Origin of the sequence: Glutamicibacter sp. B1 (genome assembly GCF_039602135.1) — a bacterium.
In the GTDB taxonomy this organism is placed as follows: Bacteria; Actinomycetota; Actinomycetes; order Actinomycetales; family Micrococcaceae; genus Glutamicibacter; species Glutamicibacter ectropisis.
This window is the reverse complement of the sequence record NZ_CP125942.1, coordinates 665,654-684,283: the sequence shown is the minus strand read 5'-3', so window position 1 is coordinate 684,283 and position 18,630 is coordinate 665,654. Positions and strand designations below refer to the sequence as shown.

Here is an 18,630-nt window from a genome sequence, read left to right as displayed (position 1 = left end):
CACCGAGCTTGAGCACTGTTCTGGGTATGGCCACGGCCATTGCTCTTAGGCATTTGCCCTTCTGGTGATAGCTTGAAGGCAAGCCGAGGAACACCTGATGCCTAGGTCTTCCTTTACCGTCCTCGGATTCATAAGATCCGAAGAGAGGAAGAGTCATGGCAACGACGCCAGGAACCCACTTGAGCGATCTAGAGATCGCTGCACGGACAGTGCTCAAGCCTATTGCTGAGATTGCCGCGAGTGCCGGCATCCCCGAGGATGCGCTTGAACCCTATGGGCGCTACAAAGCCAAGGTGGATCCGGCACTATTGTCAGCCAAGAACACTAAGCGTGGACGAGTGGTTTTGGTCAGCGGAATGTCGCCCACTCCCGCCGGTGAAGGCAAGACGACCATGGTGGTGGGCCTCGCTGATGCACTGGCCGCCAGTGGCACAAAAACCATGATCGCTTTACGCGAGCCCTCCGTTGGCCCCAGTTTTGGCATGAAGGGCGGGGCCACCGGCGGTGGCCAATCTCAAGTGTTGCCCATGGATGACATCAATCTGCATTTCACCGGGGATTTTCACGCCATTACCAGCGCCAACAATCTACTCATGGCGATGGTGGACAACCATCTGCACCACGGAAATAAGCTAGGCATTGATCCACGGCGTATCACTTTTAAACGCGTCATGGATATGAATGATCGCTCCTTGCGCACGGTGGTTATCGGATTGGGTGGGCCCACCGACGGTGTGCCCCGCGAGACCGGATTCGAGATCACCGCAGCCTCAGAAGTCATGGCTGTTTTTTGTCTTGCCACGGACCTAGCGGATCTACGCAAACGACTAGGCAAGATGACCATCGGCTACTCGTATACCAAAGAGCCGGTGACGGTCGATGATTTAGGCGCGGCGGGAGCCTTGACCCTGTTGCTCAAAGGCGCCATCAAACCTAACCTCGTCCAGAGCATCGCTGGAACCCCGGCCTTCATCCATGGTGGCCCTTTTGCCAATATTGCCCACGGCTGCAATTCAGCCATCGCAACCAACACCGCACGCTCATTAGCAGATGTGGTGGTGACCGAGGCAGGTTTTGGTGCGGATCTCGGGGCCGAAAAATTTATGGATATCAAGGCACGCTTTGCCGACTGCGCTCCGAACGCTGTGGTTATCACGACCACGATTCGTGCACTGAAGATGCACGGTGGGGTATCTCTAGAAGATCTGGGTGAAGAGAATCTTGAAGCGGTGCGGGTCGGACTGCCCAACCTGGCGCGTCACGTGGAGATCATCAAGAAGTTTGGCATCCCACCGGTCATCGGCATTAACCAGTTCACCTTGGACACCGCTAACGAGCTGAAGATTGTCACCGATTGGGCAGCAGAGAACGGCATTGAGTGCGCCACGGCGGATGTCTGGGGTCAGGGAGGGGCGGGCGCAGGCGAATTGGCTACCGCAGTATTGCGCGCATTGGATTCCCCCACCAACTTCACTCACCTCTACGACCTTGAGCAAAGTATCGAAGAGAAACTTTTATCTCTGGTGCGTGATGTCTATGGCGGTGAAGGTGTTGACTACTCCCCCAAGGCACTGCGGATGCTGGAACAGATTCACTCCAACGGGTGGGATCATCTTCCGGTATGCGTCGCCAAAACTCAGTACTCTTTCTCTGATGATCCTCAGTCACTCGGTGCTCCTACTGGCTTCCGGCTACAGATCCGTGAATTGATCCCTAAAACCGGCGCCGGCTTCATCGTTGCCATTACCGGTGTGCTGACCACCATGCCTGGCTTGCCCCAAGTTCCGGCCGCGCTGCGCATGGATGTTGATCAGGCTGGAAAGGCAGTGGGACTGTCCTAGGCAATGCAATGGTGTGACGGAAGTTAAGAAAACCTTCCCCAGATTGTTGAACAATTATCAAAAGTAGGGCATTCTTTTACCAAGAGTTGTTCACGAGACGGGGATCACAATGCCATTCATAGACCTAAATTCTGACGTCGGCGAGTCTTTCGGCAACTGGAAAATGGGCGACGACGCAGCCATTTTCACCTCGGTCTCTTCTGCCAATATTGCCTGCGGTTTCCACGCCGGTGACCCCAGCACCATCGCACAGACCTGCCGTGACGCCGTAAGCGCCAACGTCACCATCGGCGCCCACGTAGGCTACCGAGACCTCGCAGGATTCGGCCGCCGATTCCTCGACTGCTCAGCCACCGAACTCGCCGATGACGTCCTCTACCAGCTCGGCGCCCTACAAGCCCTGGCTCGCAGTGCCGGCGGCGAAATCAAATACGTCAAGCCCCACGGGGCCCTGTACAACACCATCGTGCACCACGAGATCCACGCCCAAGCGGTCATCGATGCCATTAAGGCCTTCGGCACCGACCTGCCCGTTCTGCTTCTTCCAGGATCTGTAGCCCTGCAAAAAGCTGAAGCCGCAGGCTTGCGCGCCGTCGCCGAAGCCTTTGCCGACCGCAACTACACTCCCGAGGGCACCTTGGTATCCCGCCGCGAAGCCAATGCGGTACTGCATGATCCCGAGGCAGTCACCAACAATATGATCCGTCTGGCCACCGAAGGCACCATCATTGCCGTTGATGGCAGCACCATCACCATGCCCGCGGAAAGCATCTGCCTACACGGAGATACCGCGGGAGCCGTGGCCATGGCTCGTGCCGTACGCAGCGGATTAGAAAACGCCGGAGTGCAGATCCGGAGCTTCGCGTGAGCATCCGCGCCATACACCGGGCCGGTTCTCATGATCTGCTCATTGACCTCGACTCGCTTGATGCGGTGCTGGCGCTCAATGCCGCGTTGGAAGCTTCTCCACTACCCGGTCAACGTGACCTACTCGCTGCTGCGCAGACAGTTTTCCTGAAATTCAGCTCATCACAAGAAGCTAAAGCAGCCATGGCCACGCTGCCAGATCTCGAAGTTGCTTCTGCAGATCGCAGCGCGGGCAAGCTGGTGGAAATTCCGGTGCACTACGACGGTGAAGACCTAGAGGCCTTAGCAAAGCTCACCGGGCTAAGCGTCGAAGCCGTCATCAACGTGCACACGTCCCAAACATGGCGAGCAGTGTTCGGCGGGTTCGCCCCAGGCTTCGCCTACCTACTGGGCGAGAACCAGAAACTGAACGTCCCCCGTCGAGATACCCCACGAACCAAGGTGCCCTCAGGTGCCGTGGCATTAGCTGGCGACTACTCTGCGGTTTATCCCCGCCAGTCCCCTGGTGGCTGGCAGCTGATTGGCCACACCGATCTGCAGATGTGGGATCTAGACCGCGAGAATCCGGCACTGATCCGCCCACAGGATACTGTCCAGTTCATTGCGACCACGCAGAAGCTGAGCGTTAGTCAGCAAGCCGATGCACCAGTAGACACCGGCATCACTGAACCAACCAGCGGCCTCAAAGTGATCGATGCTGGCCTGCAATCCCTATTACAAGATGCCGGACGCATTGGCTACGGAAACCTTGGGGTTGGGGCCGCCGGAGCAGCGGATCCAAAAGCATACCGTCAAGCTAATTCATTGGTAGGCAATGCTTTAGACCACGCGGTCATTGAAAACCTGGGCAGTATCATCACCCTGGAAGCCAGTGAAGACCAAGTACTGGCGCATTCAGGGGCACAGGCCAAACTCTTCATTACCCCGGCCAAGGATGATCCGGTGCGCACCACCCGACAGGTTCTGAGCAATACGCCCTTTGCCCTGCTTAACGGCGAGCGCTTGAGTGTAGAGCCCGATGGCCAAGGGATGCGCAGTTATCTCGCTGTTCGTGGCGAGATCGCTCTGCCACCGGTACTGGGTTCACTGTCGACAGATACCCTATCCTCGGTGGGGCCGGATCCGCTGACCTCGGGGTCTTTCATTCCGGTCAAATCCCCAAAGATCGGGCACATTGTGGGTAACCCGCAGCCCAGCACACTGGTGGTTCCCGATGATGACGGCGTGTATCAGCTCAGGGTGATTGCCGGTCCGCGCACCGAATGGTTCGGCCAGCAAGGCCTAGACCACCTGACCGGTCAGCTCTGGGATGTCACCAGTGAGTCGAATCGTGTGGGTATCCGCTTAGCAACCGAGGGAACACCACTAGAACGTGTGCTCACCGGGGAGCTGGCCAGTGAGGGCGTCGCGAGAGGCTCCTTGCAGGTTCCACCTTCTGGCTTACCGGTACTCTTCCTTGCGGATCATCCGGTCACCGGTGGTTATCCGGTGATTGCCACAGTTCTCGCTGAAGATCTCAGCGTCGCAGCCCAGCTTCCGCCGGGGAGCAGGATCCGTTTTGTTCTCCAGTCCCCCGCCGCTTTGACGGCCAAGTAACTTCTTAGGATTGTCATGAAAAAGGTACTCATCGCCAACCGTGGCGAAATCGCAGTCCGTATTGCTCGGGCCGCCACTGATGCAAACATTTCTTCGGTAGCTATTTACTCTGACCCGGATGCCGATGCACTGCATGTGCGCCGTGCCGACGAGGCTTACCCACTGCACGGGTCCACCGGTGCGGACACCTATCTGAATATTGAAAAGATCATTGAGATCGCCCAACGCTCTGGGGCGGATGCAGTTCACCCGGGTTATGGTTTCCTCTCGGAGAACGCCAACTTCGCCCAGGCGGTCATTGATGCGGGCATGAAGTGGATTGGCCCTTCGCCGCAGGCCATTGAAGATTTGGGTAATAAGGTCACTGCGCGGCAGATTGCGGTGCGCGCTGGTGCACCGTTGGCTCCGGGCACCGATGGTCCGGCTGAAAATGCTGCCGAGGTTCGTGCCTTCGCTGAAGAGTACGGTGTACCCGTCGCCATTAAGGCTGCCTTTGGTGGTGGCGGCCGAGGCATCAAGATCGCGTATTCATTAGATGAGATCACCGAGGCCTTCGAATCGGCCACTCGTGAAGCCACCGTGGCCTTTGGCCGTGGTGAATGCTTTGTGGAGCGTTTCCTCTCCAAGCCACGACACGTCGAAGCTCAGGTACTGGCCGATAGCCACGGCAACGTGATCGTTGTTGGCACCCGTGATTGCTCTCTGCAGCGTCGACACCAGAAACTGGTGGAAGAAGCCCCGGCGCCTTTCCTCAGCGATGAACAGCGGACCCGCATTCATGAGTCGGCCAAGGCAATCTGCAAAGAGGCAGGTTACGTGGGGGCTGGCACCGTCGAGTACCTGGTGGCCCAGGATGGACTGATTTCCTTCTTGGAGGTCAATACCCGGTTGCAGGTGGAACACCCGATCACCGAAGAGACTGCCGGCGTGGATCTGGTCGCTGAACAGTTCCGCATCGCAGATGGACTGCCACTGTCGTTGACAGAAGACCCAGCACCGCAGGGGCACGCCTTTGAATTCCGTATCAATGCTGAAGACCCAGCCCGTGGCTTCCTTCCTTCTCCGGGAACGGTAGAACGCTTCGAGGCTCCTACCGGTGCCGGGGTGCGTATTGATTCTGGCGTTCGAAGCGGTTCGGTCATCCCGCCGTTCTACGATTCAATGATTGCCAAGCTAATTGTGCACGGGGCTGACCGTGCCCAAGCCCTGCGTCGTGCACGCTTGGCCTTGGACGAAATCACCATCGCTGGTGTCCCCACCGTCCTACCCTTCCACCGTGCGGTCCTGGAAAACGAAGACTTTAACGGTGAAGAGTTGAAGGTCTACACCACGTGGATTGAAGATGAGTTCCTCAACGAGGTTCAGGCCAGTGATCAGATTGATCTTGACCAGCCTGATACCAGTCGGGAAACCATCACCATTGAACTTGATGGCAAGGCCGTGCAGCTTGGATTGCCAGCTGCCCTGACCAATGCTTTGCGCAACCCCTCGGGTGCAGGCGCGGCCACTTCAGCTCAAGCCGACGAAGCGGCAGATACGGATGAGGCTGCGGTGCTCAGCCCCATGGATGGCAACCTTGTCCGGTTTGCTGTTGAAGATGGCGAGCAAGTATCCAAGGGACAGACTGTCGCTGTAGTTGAAGCCATGAAGATGGAGTCTGCTGTGGTGGCTCATCGCGATGGTGTTTTCACGAAGGCAGAACTTGAGGTTGGGGCCACGGTTCGTCGTTCCGATACATTGGGTAGCATCCAGTAACGCGGTGGCCGCCTGTTCCTTTTTGGGCAACGAGTTGGGATAAGTTGGACTAATGAACTCCAGCAGCAGCTTTTCGGCACTTCCGAGCAGAGCACCCCATGCGCATACCAGCGTGTGGGCTGCGGATCTTTTGCGTTCTCGCATTGCCGAAGGTGAACTGTTGCCTGGAGACAAGCTCTCAGAGCAGTCCCTAGCGGAGTCGTTAGGGCTTTCGCGCAATACCTTGCGCGAAAGCTTCACCCTGTTGGACAGTGAACTGATCATCACGAGAATCCCCAACCGTGGGGTTTTTGTCGCGTCACCGGATGCTGATGATGTGCGTGAAATTTATGCGGTGAGACGCACGATTGAGCCTGCTTGTTTGGCTTGGGGCCCGGAACTGGACCTGGCGGAACTGGGCAAAATCATCGTTGAAGCTCGCGCTGCCCTTGAGGATGCAGATATCCCCCGGATGGCCAGCGCTAATCAGGCGTTCCATCAACAGCTGGTTCGTTCTTCTGATAGCACTTTGGTTCAAGAACTTATGGGACGAGTGCTGGCTCGCATGCGCTTGGTCTTCCACGCGATGAGTGATGCCCCAGATTTTCACTCTCACTATGTGGAGCAAAATGCCCAGCTGGTTCAGTTGCTGAGCGAAGGTAAGCGGGATGAAGCAGCCGCTGCCTTGCGTGGCTATTTGGATACCGCGGAGGCTGAGCTGTTGGAGCACATTAAGGCAGCCGCGGAATAACGGCATCCGCGGCTTTGAACAACGGATGTCTTGCGACTTCTGTCTCATCAGTGGCTCGACGGTCTGCTCATCCACTACCTTGAATTCTTTGATTCATCTTCGCCGTTTTCTACTCACCCGTTTAGTTCCTTTCGGATGTTCTTCCTTGCCTCAAAGTCTAGATTTCCGCGGTATCTAGCCTCATCGAGGCCTCCCAAACGTACCCGTGCGCCGAAGTCCAGACGAAGTTAAGCTCCACTGGCAATTGTCGTGATAGTCGTTTCCACAATGGGCCTATCGCCCAGCCGGTGCTTAGTTACTCAGCGTAAGGTTTAAGGAAATCTTGCGAGTCCCCACCTGGGCCGGTGAGATCGAGTCCGCTAGCCGTTGCTGAAAGGTTCCGCCCGTGAAGTTGCCCGTTGCCGAATTACATATCCATCTCGAAGGAACCTTGGAACCCGAGATGATTATGGCGTTGGCTGCCAAGCACTCCATCGAGCTGCCATACAGCTCAATTGACGGGCTTCGAGCACAGTACGAGTTCAGTAGCTTACAGTCCTTCCTTGACCTGTTCTACGCCAACATGATGGTGCTACGCACTCGCGAAGACTTCCACGAAATCACCATGGCCTACCTTCAACGTGCCAACGACTGCGGTGTTCGCCATGTTGAGCTGTTCTTTGATCCCCAGGCGCATGTTGAGCGTGGCATGGACCTGCGTGACGTCATTTCCGGAATTCGTGAGGCATTGAACGAAGCCGAAGAAAACTGGGGAATCTCGCACAAGCTCATCGCTTGCTTCTGGCGACATGCCCCAGCGAGCGAGGCATTGGACCTATTACGCTTGATGATCACCGAGAAGCACGAAATCGACGGTATCGGTCTAGATTCCTCCGAGCTAGGTTTCCCACCGGAACTCTTTATCGAGGTATTCGACCTCGCCCGAGCCAATGGCCTGCATGTTGTCGCCCACGCCGGCGAAGAAGGTCCAGCTGACTACATTTGGCAAGCGCTAGATCTGCTGAAAGTTGAACGAGTAGATCATGGCATCCGTTGCTTGGATGATGAAAAGCTGGTGCAACGACTTGTTGCAGAACAGATGCCACTGACGGTCTGCCCGCTATCAAATATCCGTCTGCGCGCTGTCGATACGATGGCAGATCACCCATTGCCGTCCATGCTCGAAGCAGGCCTGAAAGTTTCAGTCCATTCAGATGATCCCGCCTACTTCGGTGGCTACATGGATGCCAACTTTGCTTCCCTCATGGAGTCGTTCAATTTCAGCACCGAGCAACTGACCCAATTGGCTCGAAACTCTTTTGAATCTTCATTCATTGACGACGCTGCAAAGCAAGAACGTCTGGCCGAAGTAGAAGCTTGGGCTAACCAGCACTAACTAAGAATCGTGTCTTAAACAAGTACTGCGGTGTTCTTCCCGAAGCGGAAGAACACCGCAGTACTTTTGGTTATGGCACTTGGTATTGAGAATCTTTGATATCAGTAATCAGCATGTGCCCCGGCGCATGTCCGATAGCTAAGGTTGGCTTCGACTCCATGACGGCCGCTTGTGGTGTGACCCCACAGGCCCAGAACACTGGAACAGCGCCTTCCTGGATGTCAACGGCATCACCAAAATCTGGTTTTGAAAGATCCGTGATGCCTAGTTCTTCGGGGTTACCAATATGTACCGGTGCTCCGTGCACTGCAGGATATCTGGAGGTAATCCGGACTGCATCAGCAACTTGTGAAGCCGGAATAGGTCGCATTGAAACAACCATAGGTCCAGACATTTTCCCGGCAGTTTTGGACCTAAGGGTCGTCTTATACATGGGTACGTTCACACCCTGCTCAATGTGGGCGACGGAGATCCCACTATCGATCAAGGCCGACTCAAAAGTGAACGAACAGCCGATGATGAAGGTGACCAGGTCATCGCGCCAGTACTCGCTCAGGTCAGTCGGTTCAGCAACTTTCACGCCGTTTTCGTAAACCATGTACTGTGGCACATCGGTTCGGATATCTCCACCGGCAAATAGCTCACTGGATACTTCCCCGGCTTCGAGCACGCCCAACACCGGACAAGACTTGGGGTTACGCTGCGCAAATAGCAAGACGTCGAAAGCCAGCTCTTGTGGCACGATCATCAAATTTGCTTGCGCGTATCCAGCGCTAATACCGGCGGTTGGAAGCACCTGGCCTTTACGGAAGTACTCTCGTGCTTCCTTCGGGGATAATGCGGCGCGCTGGTCTAGGTTCAGATCTTTGAGGTTGTTCATTTCTTGATCGCCTTAGGCCTGCCAGAGTGCAGCGAGACCGGTCAATGAGTTCCATCCGAGGAACACGCTGAGCAACCATGCCAGTACACCGACAGTGAGGAGGAACTTCGGGTACTTGTAACCGCCCATGAGGTCACGTCGACGCCAAGCTACCCACAGCAGGACCGCGAAGCCAACTGGCAGAATCAGGCCGTTGAATGCGCCAGCGAAAATCAGCAGAGTGGCTGGTGCCTTGCCGAGTAGCAGGTAGATAACACCGCAGACCGCGATGAAAGCAACGGTAATGAGATTGCGGGTACGTTCAGAGGTGGTCTGCTTGGTGATAAAGGAAACCGAGGTGTAGGCGGCACCGATAACGCTGGTCAATGCAGCAGCCCAGAGAATGATGCCAAAGGCACGGATTCCAATGTCTCCTGCTGCATGTCCGAAGGCTTCGGCAGCTTTATTATCACTGGCCAAAACTACGCCGCCGGCCACAACGCCGAGGATCGCCAAGAACAAAAGCACGCGCATCACGCCGGTGACAATGATGGCCAAGACCGAGGTGTTGGAAATTGATTTGATGTGCTCGATGCCGCTGGTGCCCGAATCGATCATGCGGTGTGCGCCAGCGTAGGTGATGTAGCCACCCACGGTGCCACCGATCAGGGTGGTAATGATCAGGAAGTCAATCTTCTCGGGCAGGACAACATTGCGCAACGCGTCACCTACTGGCGGTGCTGCGACGATGGCTACGTAGAGCATCAGCAGGATCATGATGGCACCAAGCAGGACCACAATGCGGTCTAGGGCCATTCCGGCTTTCTTGGACAAGAAGATTAAGATCGCAATCACGGCGGAGATCGCTCCGCCGATCTTGGCGTCCGCACCGAGCATGGCGTTCACGCCAAGTCCGGTACCGGCGATGTTGCCGATGTTGAAGACCATGCCGCCGATGAAGACGAGGACCGCGAGGAACCATCCAACGCCGGGCAGAACTTTATTTCCTAGTTCTTGGGCACGCATTCCCGTGACACCGATAACGCGCCAAACATTGAGCTGTACTGCGATATCAACCAGGATCGAAACGACAATGGCAAAAGCGAAAGCCGCACCGATTTGTACGGTGAACTCAGTGGTCTGGGTAATGAACCCGGGACCGATGGCGCTGGTGGCCATCAGGAACATGGCCCCTAACAGGGCCGCGCGCCGAGCCTTGGGGCTCATTTCAGTCTTTGACTCAGGAAGTGCCATGGTGACGTTCCAATGCGATAGTGGTGACAGCCGTCACAGAATCAATGTAACGCACACGACATTACAGGTTGTTGAACAACCTTGGCAAGATGTTGTTGAACAATTTTATGTTTCGTAGATTTCACGCCACTACCATCGACTACTGAAAACAGATTAGCGCCTTACCGGTTCCAATGGTGATTCGACAAAATCCCGCCTGATACTTGAGATATCGTCGATAAATCCGCAATGCAAAAGCCACGATTCACACGATAGAAATCGTGTGAATCGTGGCTTTTTGAAGCGATTATTTATTAGTGGAAGAAGTGGCGTGCACCAGTGAAGTACATGGTGATACCAGCTTCGTTCGCAGCCGCAATAACTTCCTCATCGCGGACCGAACCACCTGGCTGCACAACAGCCTTTACGCCAGCGTCGATCAGGATCTGCAGACCATCAGCGAACGGGAAGAACGCATCCGAAGCAGCCACGGAGCCCACTGCACGCTGCTCGGAAGCAGCGCCGTCAGCATTCTCGGCTCCACCGGCAGCATCTGCACCGGAGTCAACCTTCACACCCAAGGTGTTGGCACGCTCAACAGCTAGCTTGCAGGAGTCGAGGCGGTTGACCTGACCCATACCAATACCGGTGGCAGCACCGTTCTTGGCCAGCAAGATGGCGTTGGACTTCGCTGCACGGACCGCGCTCCAAGCGAATTCAAGATCAGCCAGGGTTGCAGCATCGGCTGCCTCACCGGCGGCCAAGGTCCAGTTTTCTGGATTGTCCCCGTCAGCATCAATCTTGTCGCCGGCCTGAACCAGCATGCCACCGGAAACCTGACGGAATTCATTCTTGTTCCGGCTGTAGCCCTCTGGCAGTGCCAGCAAGCGAATGTTCTTCTTCGCGGAAAGGATCTCTACGGCTTCGGCTTCGAAGTCAGGGGCAATGACTACCTCGGTGAAGATACCTTTGACGGTCTCGGCCATTTCCTTGGTCACCGTACGGTTAGCGGCAATCACGCCACCAAAAGCGGACACTGGGTCGGTGGCGTGTGCCTTGCGGTGTGCATCAGCAATTGGATCAGCTGCATCATCGGAAGCAACAGCAACACCACATGGGTTAGCGTGCTTGACCACAGCCACGGCTGGCTTCTCGAAGTCAAAGGCTGCGCGCAGTGCGGCATCAGCATCAACGTAGTTGTTGTAGCTCATTGGCTTACCGTGCAGCTGATCAGCCTGGGCGATACCGGCTGGGGCAGCTTCGTCCACGTAGAGTGCTGCCTGCTGGTGTGGGTTCTCGCCATAGCGCAGTACTGCCGAGCGCTGCAGTGCAACACCTGCGTAGGCTGGCCAGTCGATAACGCCGTCGCCATCTTCATCCAGGAACTGGCTGGCGGTCCACGAAGCAACTGCCGTGTCATAGGCTGCGGTGTGTGCGTAAGCCTTAGCTGCTAGACGCTGGCGGGTCTTCAGATCGAAGCCACCGTCGGCCGCTGCCGAGATCACCTGTGGGTAGAAAGCTGGGTCAACCACAATGGAGACTGCAGCATGGTTCTTAGCGGCCGAACGAACCATGGCTGGACCGCCAATGTCGATCTGCTCAACCACTTCATCCTGGGCTGCACCCGAGGCAACAGTCTGCACGAAGGGGTACAGGTTCACGACCACCAGGTCGATCTGCTCGATGTCCATGGAGGACAGGGTGTCCATGTGCTCAGCAACGCGACGGTCTGCAAGGATGCCACCGTGGATCCGTGGGTGCAAGGTCTTCACACGACCATCAAGCATTTCAGGGGAACCGGTCACCTGCTCAACTTCGGTCACAGGGATACCTGCCGCTGCGATCTTCTTGGCGGTGGATCCGGTGGAGACCAGCTGAACGCCTGCAGCGTGCAGTCCGGCGGCCAACTCCTCCAAGCCGGTCTTGTCGTAGACGGAAATCAGTGCGCGGCGGATAGCGACTTTGTCCAGGACGGTCTTACTCACGAAATTTTTCTCCCGGCGGTGAGAATGAATGGGGCGGGCAGCGCATAGGCCACCGCAGCCATTCTATCGAAGGGCTTGCTGGATTATTTAGTTCGTGTCACTCCCCTTCAACCAACTCGGTCAGTTGCGGGAAATACTTGGAAAGTTGCTGGTCAGTCAGGCATAACTTGAGGAGTTTTTCAGCGTGCTCTTCATCGGCCACATAACAAACCAGATCCGCGGTAGTGCGTTGTTGCAGCTCTTCTCGTAGTGAGTTAGCCACGGCCACCAGCGTGCCGTAGTAGCGTCTAATGGTCGGTTCCCAACCCTCATGCGAGGCTAAATCAGTCATTGCATCAGACCAGATACCCGCTGCGGGATCCTCACATAAATCAATGGATGACCAGTGCCAATCACTGGGTTCCCACTTATCCGAATAGAAACTCTCGGAGTCGTCCTGATCTAAACCTTCTTCGAGTGAAGCAAGAACCTGATCAAGGTCTTCGTCATCATCGAACTCTTGATCCTCACCCTCGAATTCATCGTCATCTTCCGCGTCAGAAATCACAACAGAGTCTTCTTCCAATGTGACATCTTCGGCTTCTACTGGATCCTCCAACTGAGCATCGGAACGGTCCTCATAATCGGCTGGTTCATCGGCGTCTTCGCCACGTTCCACCAATTCTTCTCGCGACGCCGTCACACGGTCTCTTTCAAGAGCCTGGACCGAGTTCAACGCGAGCAACGGCATGGCGATGCTTTCGCTTTCCTCGGTGCTCACCCCGTGCAGGGCAATGGCATAGAAGTCTTGGTCCGGGTGTCCTGTTATCACTTCCGCCGCGTGCCGAAGGGCGGTCACCCGTATCGCCTCTTCGAGAGCGGCCCAATCTACTCCCATGCCCAGAGATTACCCCTAGACTCGCCTAGACAACAGGCCTTGACGTGGCAAGCAAAGAAGCGTAGAGAGCTGGGGGCTTGGACGGGTTTTCGGTTATGCTTCGACGCGGTACACACAATTTTTGCTCGCACTGAGAAAGGCGTCGCACCGTGTCTTCTGCACTCCCGACCTCGGGCACGACCATCGTGCAAGAACTTCCGTTTAAGTGGAAAGTTCAAGGCGCCATCTTCATCATCGGTGGACTGGGGTTCATGTTTGATGCCTGGGATGTGACCCTCAATGGGGCTTTGATCCCGCTAGTCGCCGAAGAATGGGGACTAGATCGCCCCACCGCAGCACTACTTGGCACCTCAAACTTGGTCGGCATGGCCCTGGGCGCTTTCCTCTGGGGTGGCATTGCCGATCGCTTCGGACGTAAGAACGCCTTTAGCCTGACCCTGCTGATGTTCGCAGTTTTCACCGTTTTGGGTGCGCTATCGCCCAACTTCGGATTCTTTGTTGCTTTCCGTTTTCTTGCCGGTGTCGGCTTGGGCGGATGCATTCCGGTGGACTATGCACTGGTCGGTGAATTTACCCCGGCGAAACTCCGTGGCCGGGTCCTGACCGCCATGGACGGATGGTGGCCCGTTGGCGCTGCGCTGTCCTTCTTCGTTTCGGGCTGGGTGATGGCCACAGCCGATAACTGGCGGCTGATCCTGGCTGTGATGATCCTGCCAGCATTGATGGTGTTTTTAATCCGTCGCAACGTTCCCGAGTCCCCTTTGTATTTAGCGGCCAAGGGTCGAGAAACCGAAGCGCGAGCCGTCATAGATCAGCTGGTGGAACGCACCGGTGCCCCGGTACGGGACTATGTCATTGAACAGCCCACCGCTGAACGCCCTGCACGCTGGTGGGAACAGGTGGTGGCACTGGGGCGCTACTCATGGAAGATCACCGCGACAAGCTGGCTGCTATTTGTCACCGTCTTGCTGGTGTACTACCTGGCGCTCACGTGGCTCCCATCCATCCTGACCGAGGCCGGCATGGCCCAATCGGCATCCTTCTTTGCCACTGCAGTCATGGCCTTGATGGGGCTGGTGGGAGTGGTACTGGCTGCGTTATTGGTAGAACGAGTTGGACGCAAATGGCTGTTGGCGATTTCCGCCCCACTTTCAGGAATTGTGTTGATCCTGGTAGCCCTGAATCTGCAGATTCCATCGGCAGCCGTGGGCTGGGTCTTGGTGTTCGGCGTGATCGTTCAGGTGGCAATCCCAGTGTTGTACGCCTACGTCTCAGAGTTGTACCCGACCGAATTACGCGCCAGCGGATTCGGGTGGGCCTCCACCATGTCGCGGTTCGCCGCCGGCTTTGGACCACTACTCTTCGCCGCGCTGTGGCCAGTGGTTGGCCTCCCAGCACTGTTTACCGGGGCTACGATTCTGGTGATCATAGCCATGATCTTCATGGCTAAATTTGCTCCTGAAACCAAGGGTCAGGAACTGGGCTAGATGAATCTCTGGCAAGAACTGTGAAACGTTCGCGACCCAAGAAGCGCCGTAGTTGGTTTCGTGAACACTGGGCTGAATTACTCTCAATTGTTGCTGACCTTTTACGCGCCTGACCTTAAGACCAACAGAGCGTTCAAACTACCGCAACTACTAGGCACTGACCGCCATGGCATGAGGCTTGAACCCGTCCAGCATCAGTTGCACCAACCGTGATTGAAGATGCGGAGCTTGGTCTCTAAAGGCACGGGGCAAGGGACGAGTGACAGCTCCAATAGCGGTCACCAGCTCAACACCGTTCAGGTCTTCACGTACCAGTTCGTGGAGTTTGGCCAATTCGAGAACTCGGCTCACCGCTTGGGCACATTCACGTTGAATGCCCAGCACCCGATCGCTCAGCGTCATGGGTAAAGCAGCGCCCAGCGCTTCACTCAGCGCTCCGATGTTTAAACCGACGAGGTTCTCCAGATACTCGGTCCATGCATCATGGTCTTCGTTCAACCGAGCTTCAGCTGCCGTTGATGCGTTCAAGATTTCTTGCAAGGTCGAGACGGTCACTTCTTCAACCAGCTCCGTGCGGGAAGCGAAGTTACGGTACAGGGTTCCGATACCTACATTGCTTCGCTCTGCAATAAGATCCATCGCAATGTTGGCACCATGCTGTGCGAAGAGTTCGCGCGCTGTACACAGAATCGTCTCACGTCGTCGCAATGCATCTGAGCGCATAGAACGTTATATGCCTTTCAATCGGAAGCTAAGACGGCTAGTTCGCCATCTTCTACCGGCGGGTAGAGAACTTGGAAAAATAGCTCAATGGCTGAATCCAAGCTCCAGTGATTTTTCCAGAAACTCTGTGCATCGGCCACTATCTCAAGCCATTTGCCAGAAAACTTTCTTCAGCAATCGAATAAATAGCTGTTCATCAGTGATTTTCGGTACTCTGGCAGAGAACCACCCCGGTGTTTTCGGGGGACCGCCCTTCGAAAGGCAACAATGCACGACGACACCTCACTGACCACCGGTCGAGTCAATCGAGTACTGCAGGAGCGCATTCGCCCCGCGATTTACTCTGAGTCGACTCCCCTAGATGTGTCGTGGCATGAACTTCCCAGTGAACCGGTCACCCCCACCGAAGGTCTGGCTCTTGAATACTCGCCAACCCAGGTAGGCACCGCCTGGGGTGCTGCATGGGGCACCACCTGGTTCCACCTGCAGGGCAAAGTTCCTGCACACTGGGCCGGGCGACGCGTCGAAGCGGTCATCGATCTTGGTTTTGACGTGAACATGACCGGTTTCCAGTGCGAAGGGCTGATCTATCGTCCAGATGGCATCACCATCAAGGCACTGAACCCACGCAACCAATGGGTACCGATCGCCGAAGCGGCTAAGGGCGATGAACTGGTCGATCTCTACCTTGAAGCGGCATCAAACCCGGTGCTCTTGGACCACCACCCATTCCTGCCTACCGAACAGGGCGATATCCTCACCTCGTCCAGCAACAGGCTTTACACCACCCGTCGCATGGATCTTGCCGTCTTTGAACCAGTGGTCCACGATCTTGCCCTGGATCTCGAAGTCTTACTTGAGCTCCAAGAACAATTACCGCAGAGCCCACGCAAGATGCAGATCTTACAAGCCATGGACAACGCCTTAGACGTCCTGGACCTGCAAAACATCACCGCGACCGCGCAACAGGCCCGCGATGAACTCGCAGGCGTCCTTTCCGCCCCAGCAGAACACAGCGCCCATCAGATTTCCGCCATCGGCCACTCACATATTGATTCGGCCTGGCTCTGGCCATTGCGTGAAACCATCCGCAAAGTCTCGCGCACCTGCTCGTCCATGGTTGAACTGCTCGGTGATGAACCCGAGTTCCTCTACGGCATGTCCAGCGCCCAGCAGTACAAGTGGCTCAAGACCCACCGCCCCGAGGTGTGGGACCGGGTCAAACAGGCAGTTGCCGATGAACGCTTCCTGCCCCTGGGCGGAATGTGGGTTGAATCCGACACCGTGATGCCCTCGGGCGAATCGCTGGTCCGCCAGTTCCTCTACGGCCAGAAATTCTTCCGCGACGAATTCGGCGTGAGTTCCAAGGGCGTCTGGCTGCCCGACTCTTTCGGTTACTCCCCTGCCCTGCCACAGCTGATGCGTCGAGCTGGATTTGAGTGGTTCTTCACCCAGAAAATCTCTTGGAACCAACAAAACAAGTTCCCGCATCACTCTTTTGATTGGGAAGGCATTGATGGCTCTCGTATCTTCAGCCACTTCCCGTCAATGGATACCTACAATTCGCAACTCTCCGGTGAGGAAGTAGCCAAGGCGTCACGCCAGTTCCGCGAAGCACGTCTGACCAATAACTCCATTGCCCCGGTGGGCTGGGGTGATGGTGGTGGCGGTACCACCCGTGAAATGACCGGCAAGGCTAAGCGTCTGGCTAATCTCGAAGGTAGTGCGCAGGTGCGTTGGGAACACCCCAACAACTTCTTCCAGCGCGCCAAGGCAGAACTTGAGCAACCACCTGTGTGGGTCGGTGAGCTGTACCTAGAATTGCACCGTGCCACGCTGACCAGTCAGCACCAGACGAAACAAAGTAACCGTCGCACCGAGCAATTGCTGGTGGAGGCCGAGTTGTGGGCTGCGACCGCTACCGCGTACACCGGGGCTCACTACCCTTATGAGCAGCTCGACGAGCTTTGGGAAACCGTATTGCTCCACCAATTCCATGACATCTTGCCCGGCACGTCCATCGCGTGGGTGCATCGTGAAGTGGTGGCACGCTACGCCCAAGTCATCGAACAGGCCGAGGCACTGATCAGTACTGCCCAGCAGCGCCTCGCAGGTGTTGGCTCCACGCCCATTACCTTCAACGCTGCTGGTTTCACCCGCAATGCGTTGGCCTTCGGTGAAGCTGGTGAAGTGCAACCGGTCGACGCAGCTTCGGTCCAGGCAACCAGTGCTGCCGGTGGCTATGTTCTTGATAACGGTGTTATCCGGGTCGTGGTTAATGCTCAGGGCCTGATTACTTCGGCCGTTGATCTGGCCAGTGGGCGTGAGGCGATCGCGCCAGGCCAGGAAGCTAACCTCTTGCAATTGCACCAGGACTTCCCGAATATGTGGGATGCCTGGGACGTGGACAAGTACTATCGCAACCAGGTCACCGACCTGCGCGAACTGGACTCCTTGGAGCTTTCCTCGACTGCAGACGGCAGGCAGGTCATCACCGTGCGCCGCAGCTTCTCCAAATCCACGGTGGTTCAGGAAGTATCGCTGGCTCCCGGCGAGCGCATCGTACAGATCAGCCAGAGCACCGATTGGCATGAGGCCGAGAAGTTCCTCAAGGTGGCGTTCCCGCTGGATGTGCGTTCCGAACACATTATTGCCGAGACCCAATTTGGTTATCACAAGCGGGTGACCCATGTGAATACCAGTTGGGAAGCAGCGAAGTTTGAGACGTCCATGCACCGCTTTGCTTTGGCCCAAGAGCCTGGCTTTGGTGTCGGGCTGATCAATGACTCGATCTATGGTTTTGATGTCACCCGCGACGTGAAGGACACCCAGGTCGCCACGACCATGCGTCTGTCGTTGTTGCGGGCTCCGCGCTTCCCGGATCCACAAACAGATCAGGGGCTACAAACCCACCGTTATGGTCTGGTTGTGGGTGCGGATATTGCCACGGTCACTGAGGCCGGGGCGTTCCTGAACAGTGCCGAGCGCACGGTGAATGGTGCCAACCCTGTGGCACCGTTGGCGAGCGTTGTTGGTGAAGGTCTGGTGATTTCCAGCGTGAAGCTGGCTGCTGACCGTTCTGGTGACCTGTTGGTCCGTGTTTATGAGTCGCTGGGTCGTCGGGCCCGTGGCAGCTTGCAGGTTAATATCCCAGTGTCTTCCGTGAGCACGGCAAGCCTGTTGGAGGATCCGCTAGATGACGGGCAGCTCGAGCTTTCCGAAGGCTCGCTGCCCTTAGTGATGGGTCCTTTTGAAGTGCGTACCCTGCGCTTCACGCTGGCCAAATAACTACCGGGCCTTCG

The 18,630-nt window shown here is 56.3% G+C and carries 13 protein-coding genes; 8 read left to right on the top strand and 5 right to left on the bottom strand.

The features are described from left to right. Positions 1 to 155: 155 nt before the first annotated feature. The 6 genes from QMQ05_RS03190 (at position 156) to QMQ05_RS03165 (ending at position 8,164) form a co-directional block, all read left to right on the top strand. Positions 156 to 1,841: a formate--tetrahydrofolate ligase gene (locus tag QMQ05_RS03190; protein ID WP_345472949.1), complete on the top strand. Its 1,686-nt coding sequence runs from the start codon at positions 156 to 158 to the stop codon at positions 1,839 to 1,841. A 109-nt stretch (positions 1,842 to 1,950) separates the two neighbouring features. Next, entirely contained in the window at positions 1,951 to 2,709 is a 759-nt protein-coding gene (locus tag QMQ05_RS03185) for a LamB/YcsF family protein (RefSeq protein ID WP_345472947.1), read from the top strand. Next, positions 2,706 to 4,304, top strand: a complete 1,599-nt coding sequence (locus QMQ05_RS03180; RefSeq protein ID WP_345472945.1) for a carboxyltransferase domain-containing protein — start codon at positions 2,706 to 2,708, stop codon at positions 4,302 to 4,304. The genes QMQ05_RS03185 and QMQ05_RS03180 overlap by 4 nt, the downstream gene beginning before the upstream one ends. A 15-nt stretch (positions 4,305 to 4,319) precedes the next feature. Next, positions 4,320 to 6,059 carry an acetyl/propionyl/methylcrotonyl-CoA carboxylase subunit alpha gene (locus tag QMQ05_RS03175; RefSeq protein ID WP_345472943.1) on the top strand — a complete coding sequence of 580 codons (1,740 nt, stop codon included), beginning with the start codon at positions 4,320 to 4,322 and terminating at the stop codon, positions 6,057 to 6,059. 52 nt (positions 6,060 to 6,111) lie between these two features. After that, on the top strand, positions 6,112 to 6,789 hold the full coding sequence (locus QMQ05_RS03170) for a GntR family transcriptional regulator (RefSeq protein ID WP_345472941.1): 678 nt from the start codon (positions 6,112 to 6,114) through the stop codon (positions 6,787 to 6,789). Between the two features lie 385 nt (positions 6,790 to 7,174). Next, complete coding sequence (locus tag QMQ05_RS03165; RefSeq protein ID WP_345472940.1) at positions 7,175 to 8,164, top strand: adenosine deaminase; 990 nt, start codon at positions 7,175 to 7,177, stop codon at positions 8,162 to 8,164. Positions 8,165 to 8,234: 70 nt separating this feature from the next. Here QMQ05_RS03165 and QMQ05_RS03160 read toward each other — a convergent pair whose 3' ends face one another. The 4 genes from QMQ05_RS03160 to QMQ05_RS03145 form a co-directional block, all read right to left on the bottom strand. Continuing rightward, a complete protein-coding gene (locus QMQ05_RS03160; RefSeq protein WP_345472938.1) occupies positions 8,235 to 9,044 on the bottom strand; it encodes a putative hydro-lyase in 810 nt (269 codons plus the stop codon). 12 nt (positions 9,045 to 9,056) lie between these two features. Further along, entirely contained in the window at positions 9,057 to 10,277 is a 1,221-nt protein-coding gene (locus QMQ05_RS03155) for an NRAMP family divalent metal transporter (protein WP_345472936.1), read from the bottom strand. A 293-nt stretch (positions 10,278 to 10,570) separates the two neighbouring features. Next, positions 10,571 to 12,241 carry a bifunctional phosphoribosylaminoimidazolecarboxamide formyltransferase/IMP cyclohydrolase gene (gene purH, locus QMQ05_RS03150; RefSeq protein WP_345472934.1) on the bottom strand — a complete coding sequence of 557 codons (1,671 nt, stop codon included), beginning with the start codon at positions 12,239 to 12,241 and terminating at the stop codon, positions 10,571 to 10,573. Between the two features lie 97 nt (positions 12,242 to 12,338). After that, the gene (locus QMQ05_RS03145; RefSeq protein WP_345472932.1) at positions 12,339 to 13,118 is read right to left on the bottom strand and encodes a hypothetical protein; all 780 of its coding nucleotides are present in this window, start codon (positions 13,116 to 13,118) and stop codon (positions 12,339 to 12,341) included. Between the two features lie 149 nt (positions 13,119 to 13,267). On the opposite strand from QMQ05_RS03145, the gene QMQ05_RS03140 reads away from it, so the two are divergent. After that, positions 13,268 to 14,605 (top strand): MFS transporter, encoded by a 1,338-nt coding sequence (locus QMQ05_RS03140; RefSeq protein WP_345472930.1) that lies wholly within the window; start codon positions 13,268 to 13,270, stop codon positions 14,603 to 14,605. 150 nt (positions 14,606 to 14,755) lie between these two features. Here QMQ05_RS03140 and QMQ05_RS03135 read toward each other — a convergent pair whose 3' ends face one another. Then, positions 14,756 to 15,328, bottom strand: coding sequence for a TetR/AcrR family transcriptional regulator (locus tag QMQ05_RS03135; RefSeq protein ID WP_345472928.1), 573 nt, complete (start codon positions 15,326 to 15,328; stop codon positions 14,756 to 14,758). Positions 15,329 to 15,595: 267 nt separating this feature from the next. Here QMQ05_RS03135 and QMQ05_RS03130 point away from each other — a divergent pair, with 267 nt between their 5' ends. Further along, positions 15,596 to 18,616, top strand: coding sequence for an alpha-mannosidase (locus tag QMQ05_RS03130; protein WP_345472926.1), 3,021 nt, complete (start codon positions 15,596 to 15,598; stop codon positions 18,614 to 18,616). The last annotated feature ends 14 nt before the right edge of the window (positions 18,617 to 18,630 follow it).

Coding starts and splice junctions, on each gene's coding strand:
- QMQ05_RS03190 (WP_345472949.1), top strand. CDS start 156: ATGGCAACGACGCCAGGAACCCACTTGAGCGATCTAGAGATCGCTGCA.
- QMQ05_RS03185 (WP_345472947.1), top strand. CDS start 1,951: ATGCCATTCATAGACCTAAATTCTGACGTCGGCGAGTCTTTCGGCAAC.
- QMQ05_RS03175 (WP_345472943.1), top strand. CDS start 4,320: ATGAAAAAGGTACTCATCGCCAACCGTGGCGAAATCGCAGTCCGTATT.
- QMQ05_RS03170 (WP_345472941.1), top strand. CDS start 6,112: ATGAACTCCAGCAGCAGCTTTTCGGCACTTCCGAGCAGAGCACCCCAT.
- QMQ05_RS03160 (WP_345472938.1), bottom strand. CDS start 9,044: ATGAACAACCTCAAAGATCTGAACCTAGACCAGCGCGCCGCATTATCC.
- QMQ05_RS03155 (WP_345472936.1), bottom strand. CDS start 10,277: ATGGCACTTCCTGAGTCAAAGACTGAAATGAGCCCCAAGGCTCGGCGC.
- QMQ05_RS03145 (WP_345472932.1), bottom strand. CDS start 13,118: ATGGGAGTAGATTGGGCCGCTCTCGAAGAGGCGATACGGGTGACCGCC.
- QMQ05_RS03135 (WP_345472928.1), bottom strand. CDS start 15,328: ATGCGCTCAGATGCATTGCGACGACGTGAGACGATTCTGTGTACAGCG.
- QMQ05_RS03130 (WP_345472926.1), top strand. CDS start 15,596: ATGCACGACGACACCTCACTGACCACCGGTCGAGTCAATCGAGTACTG.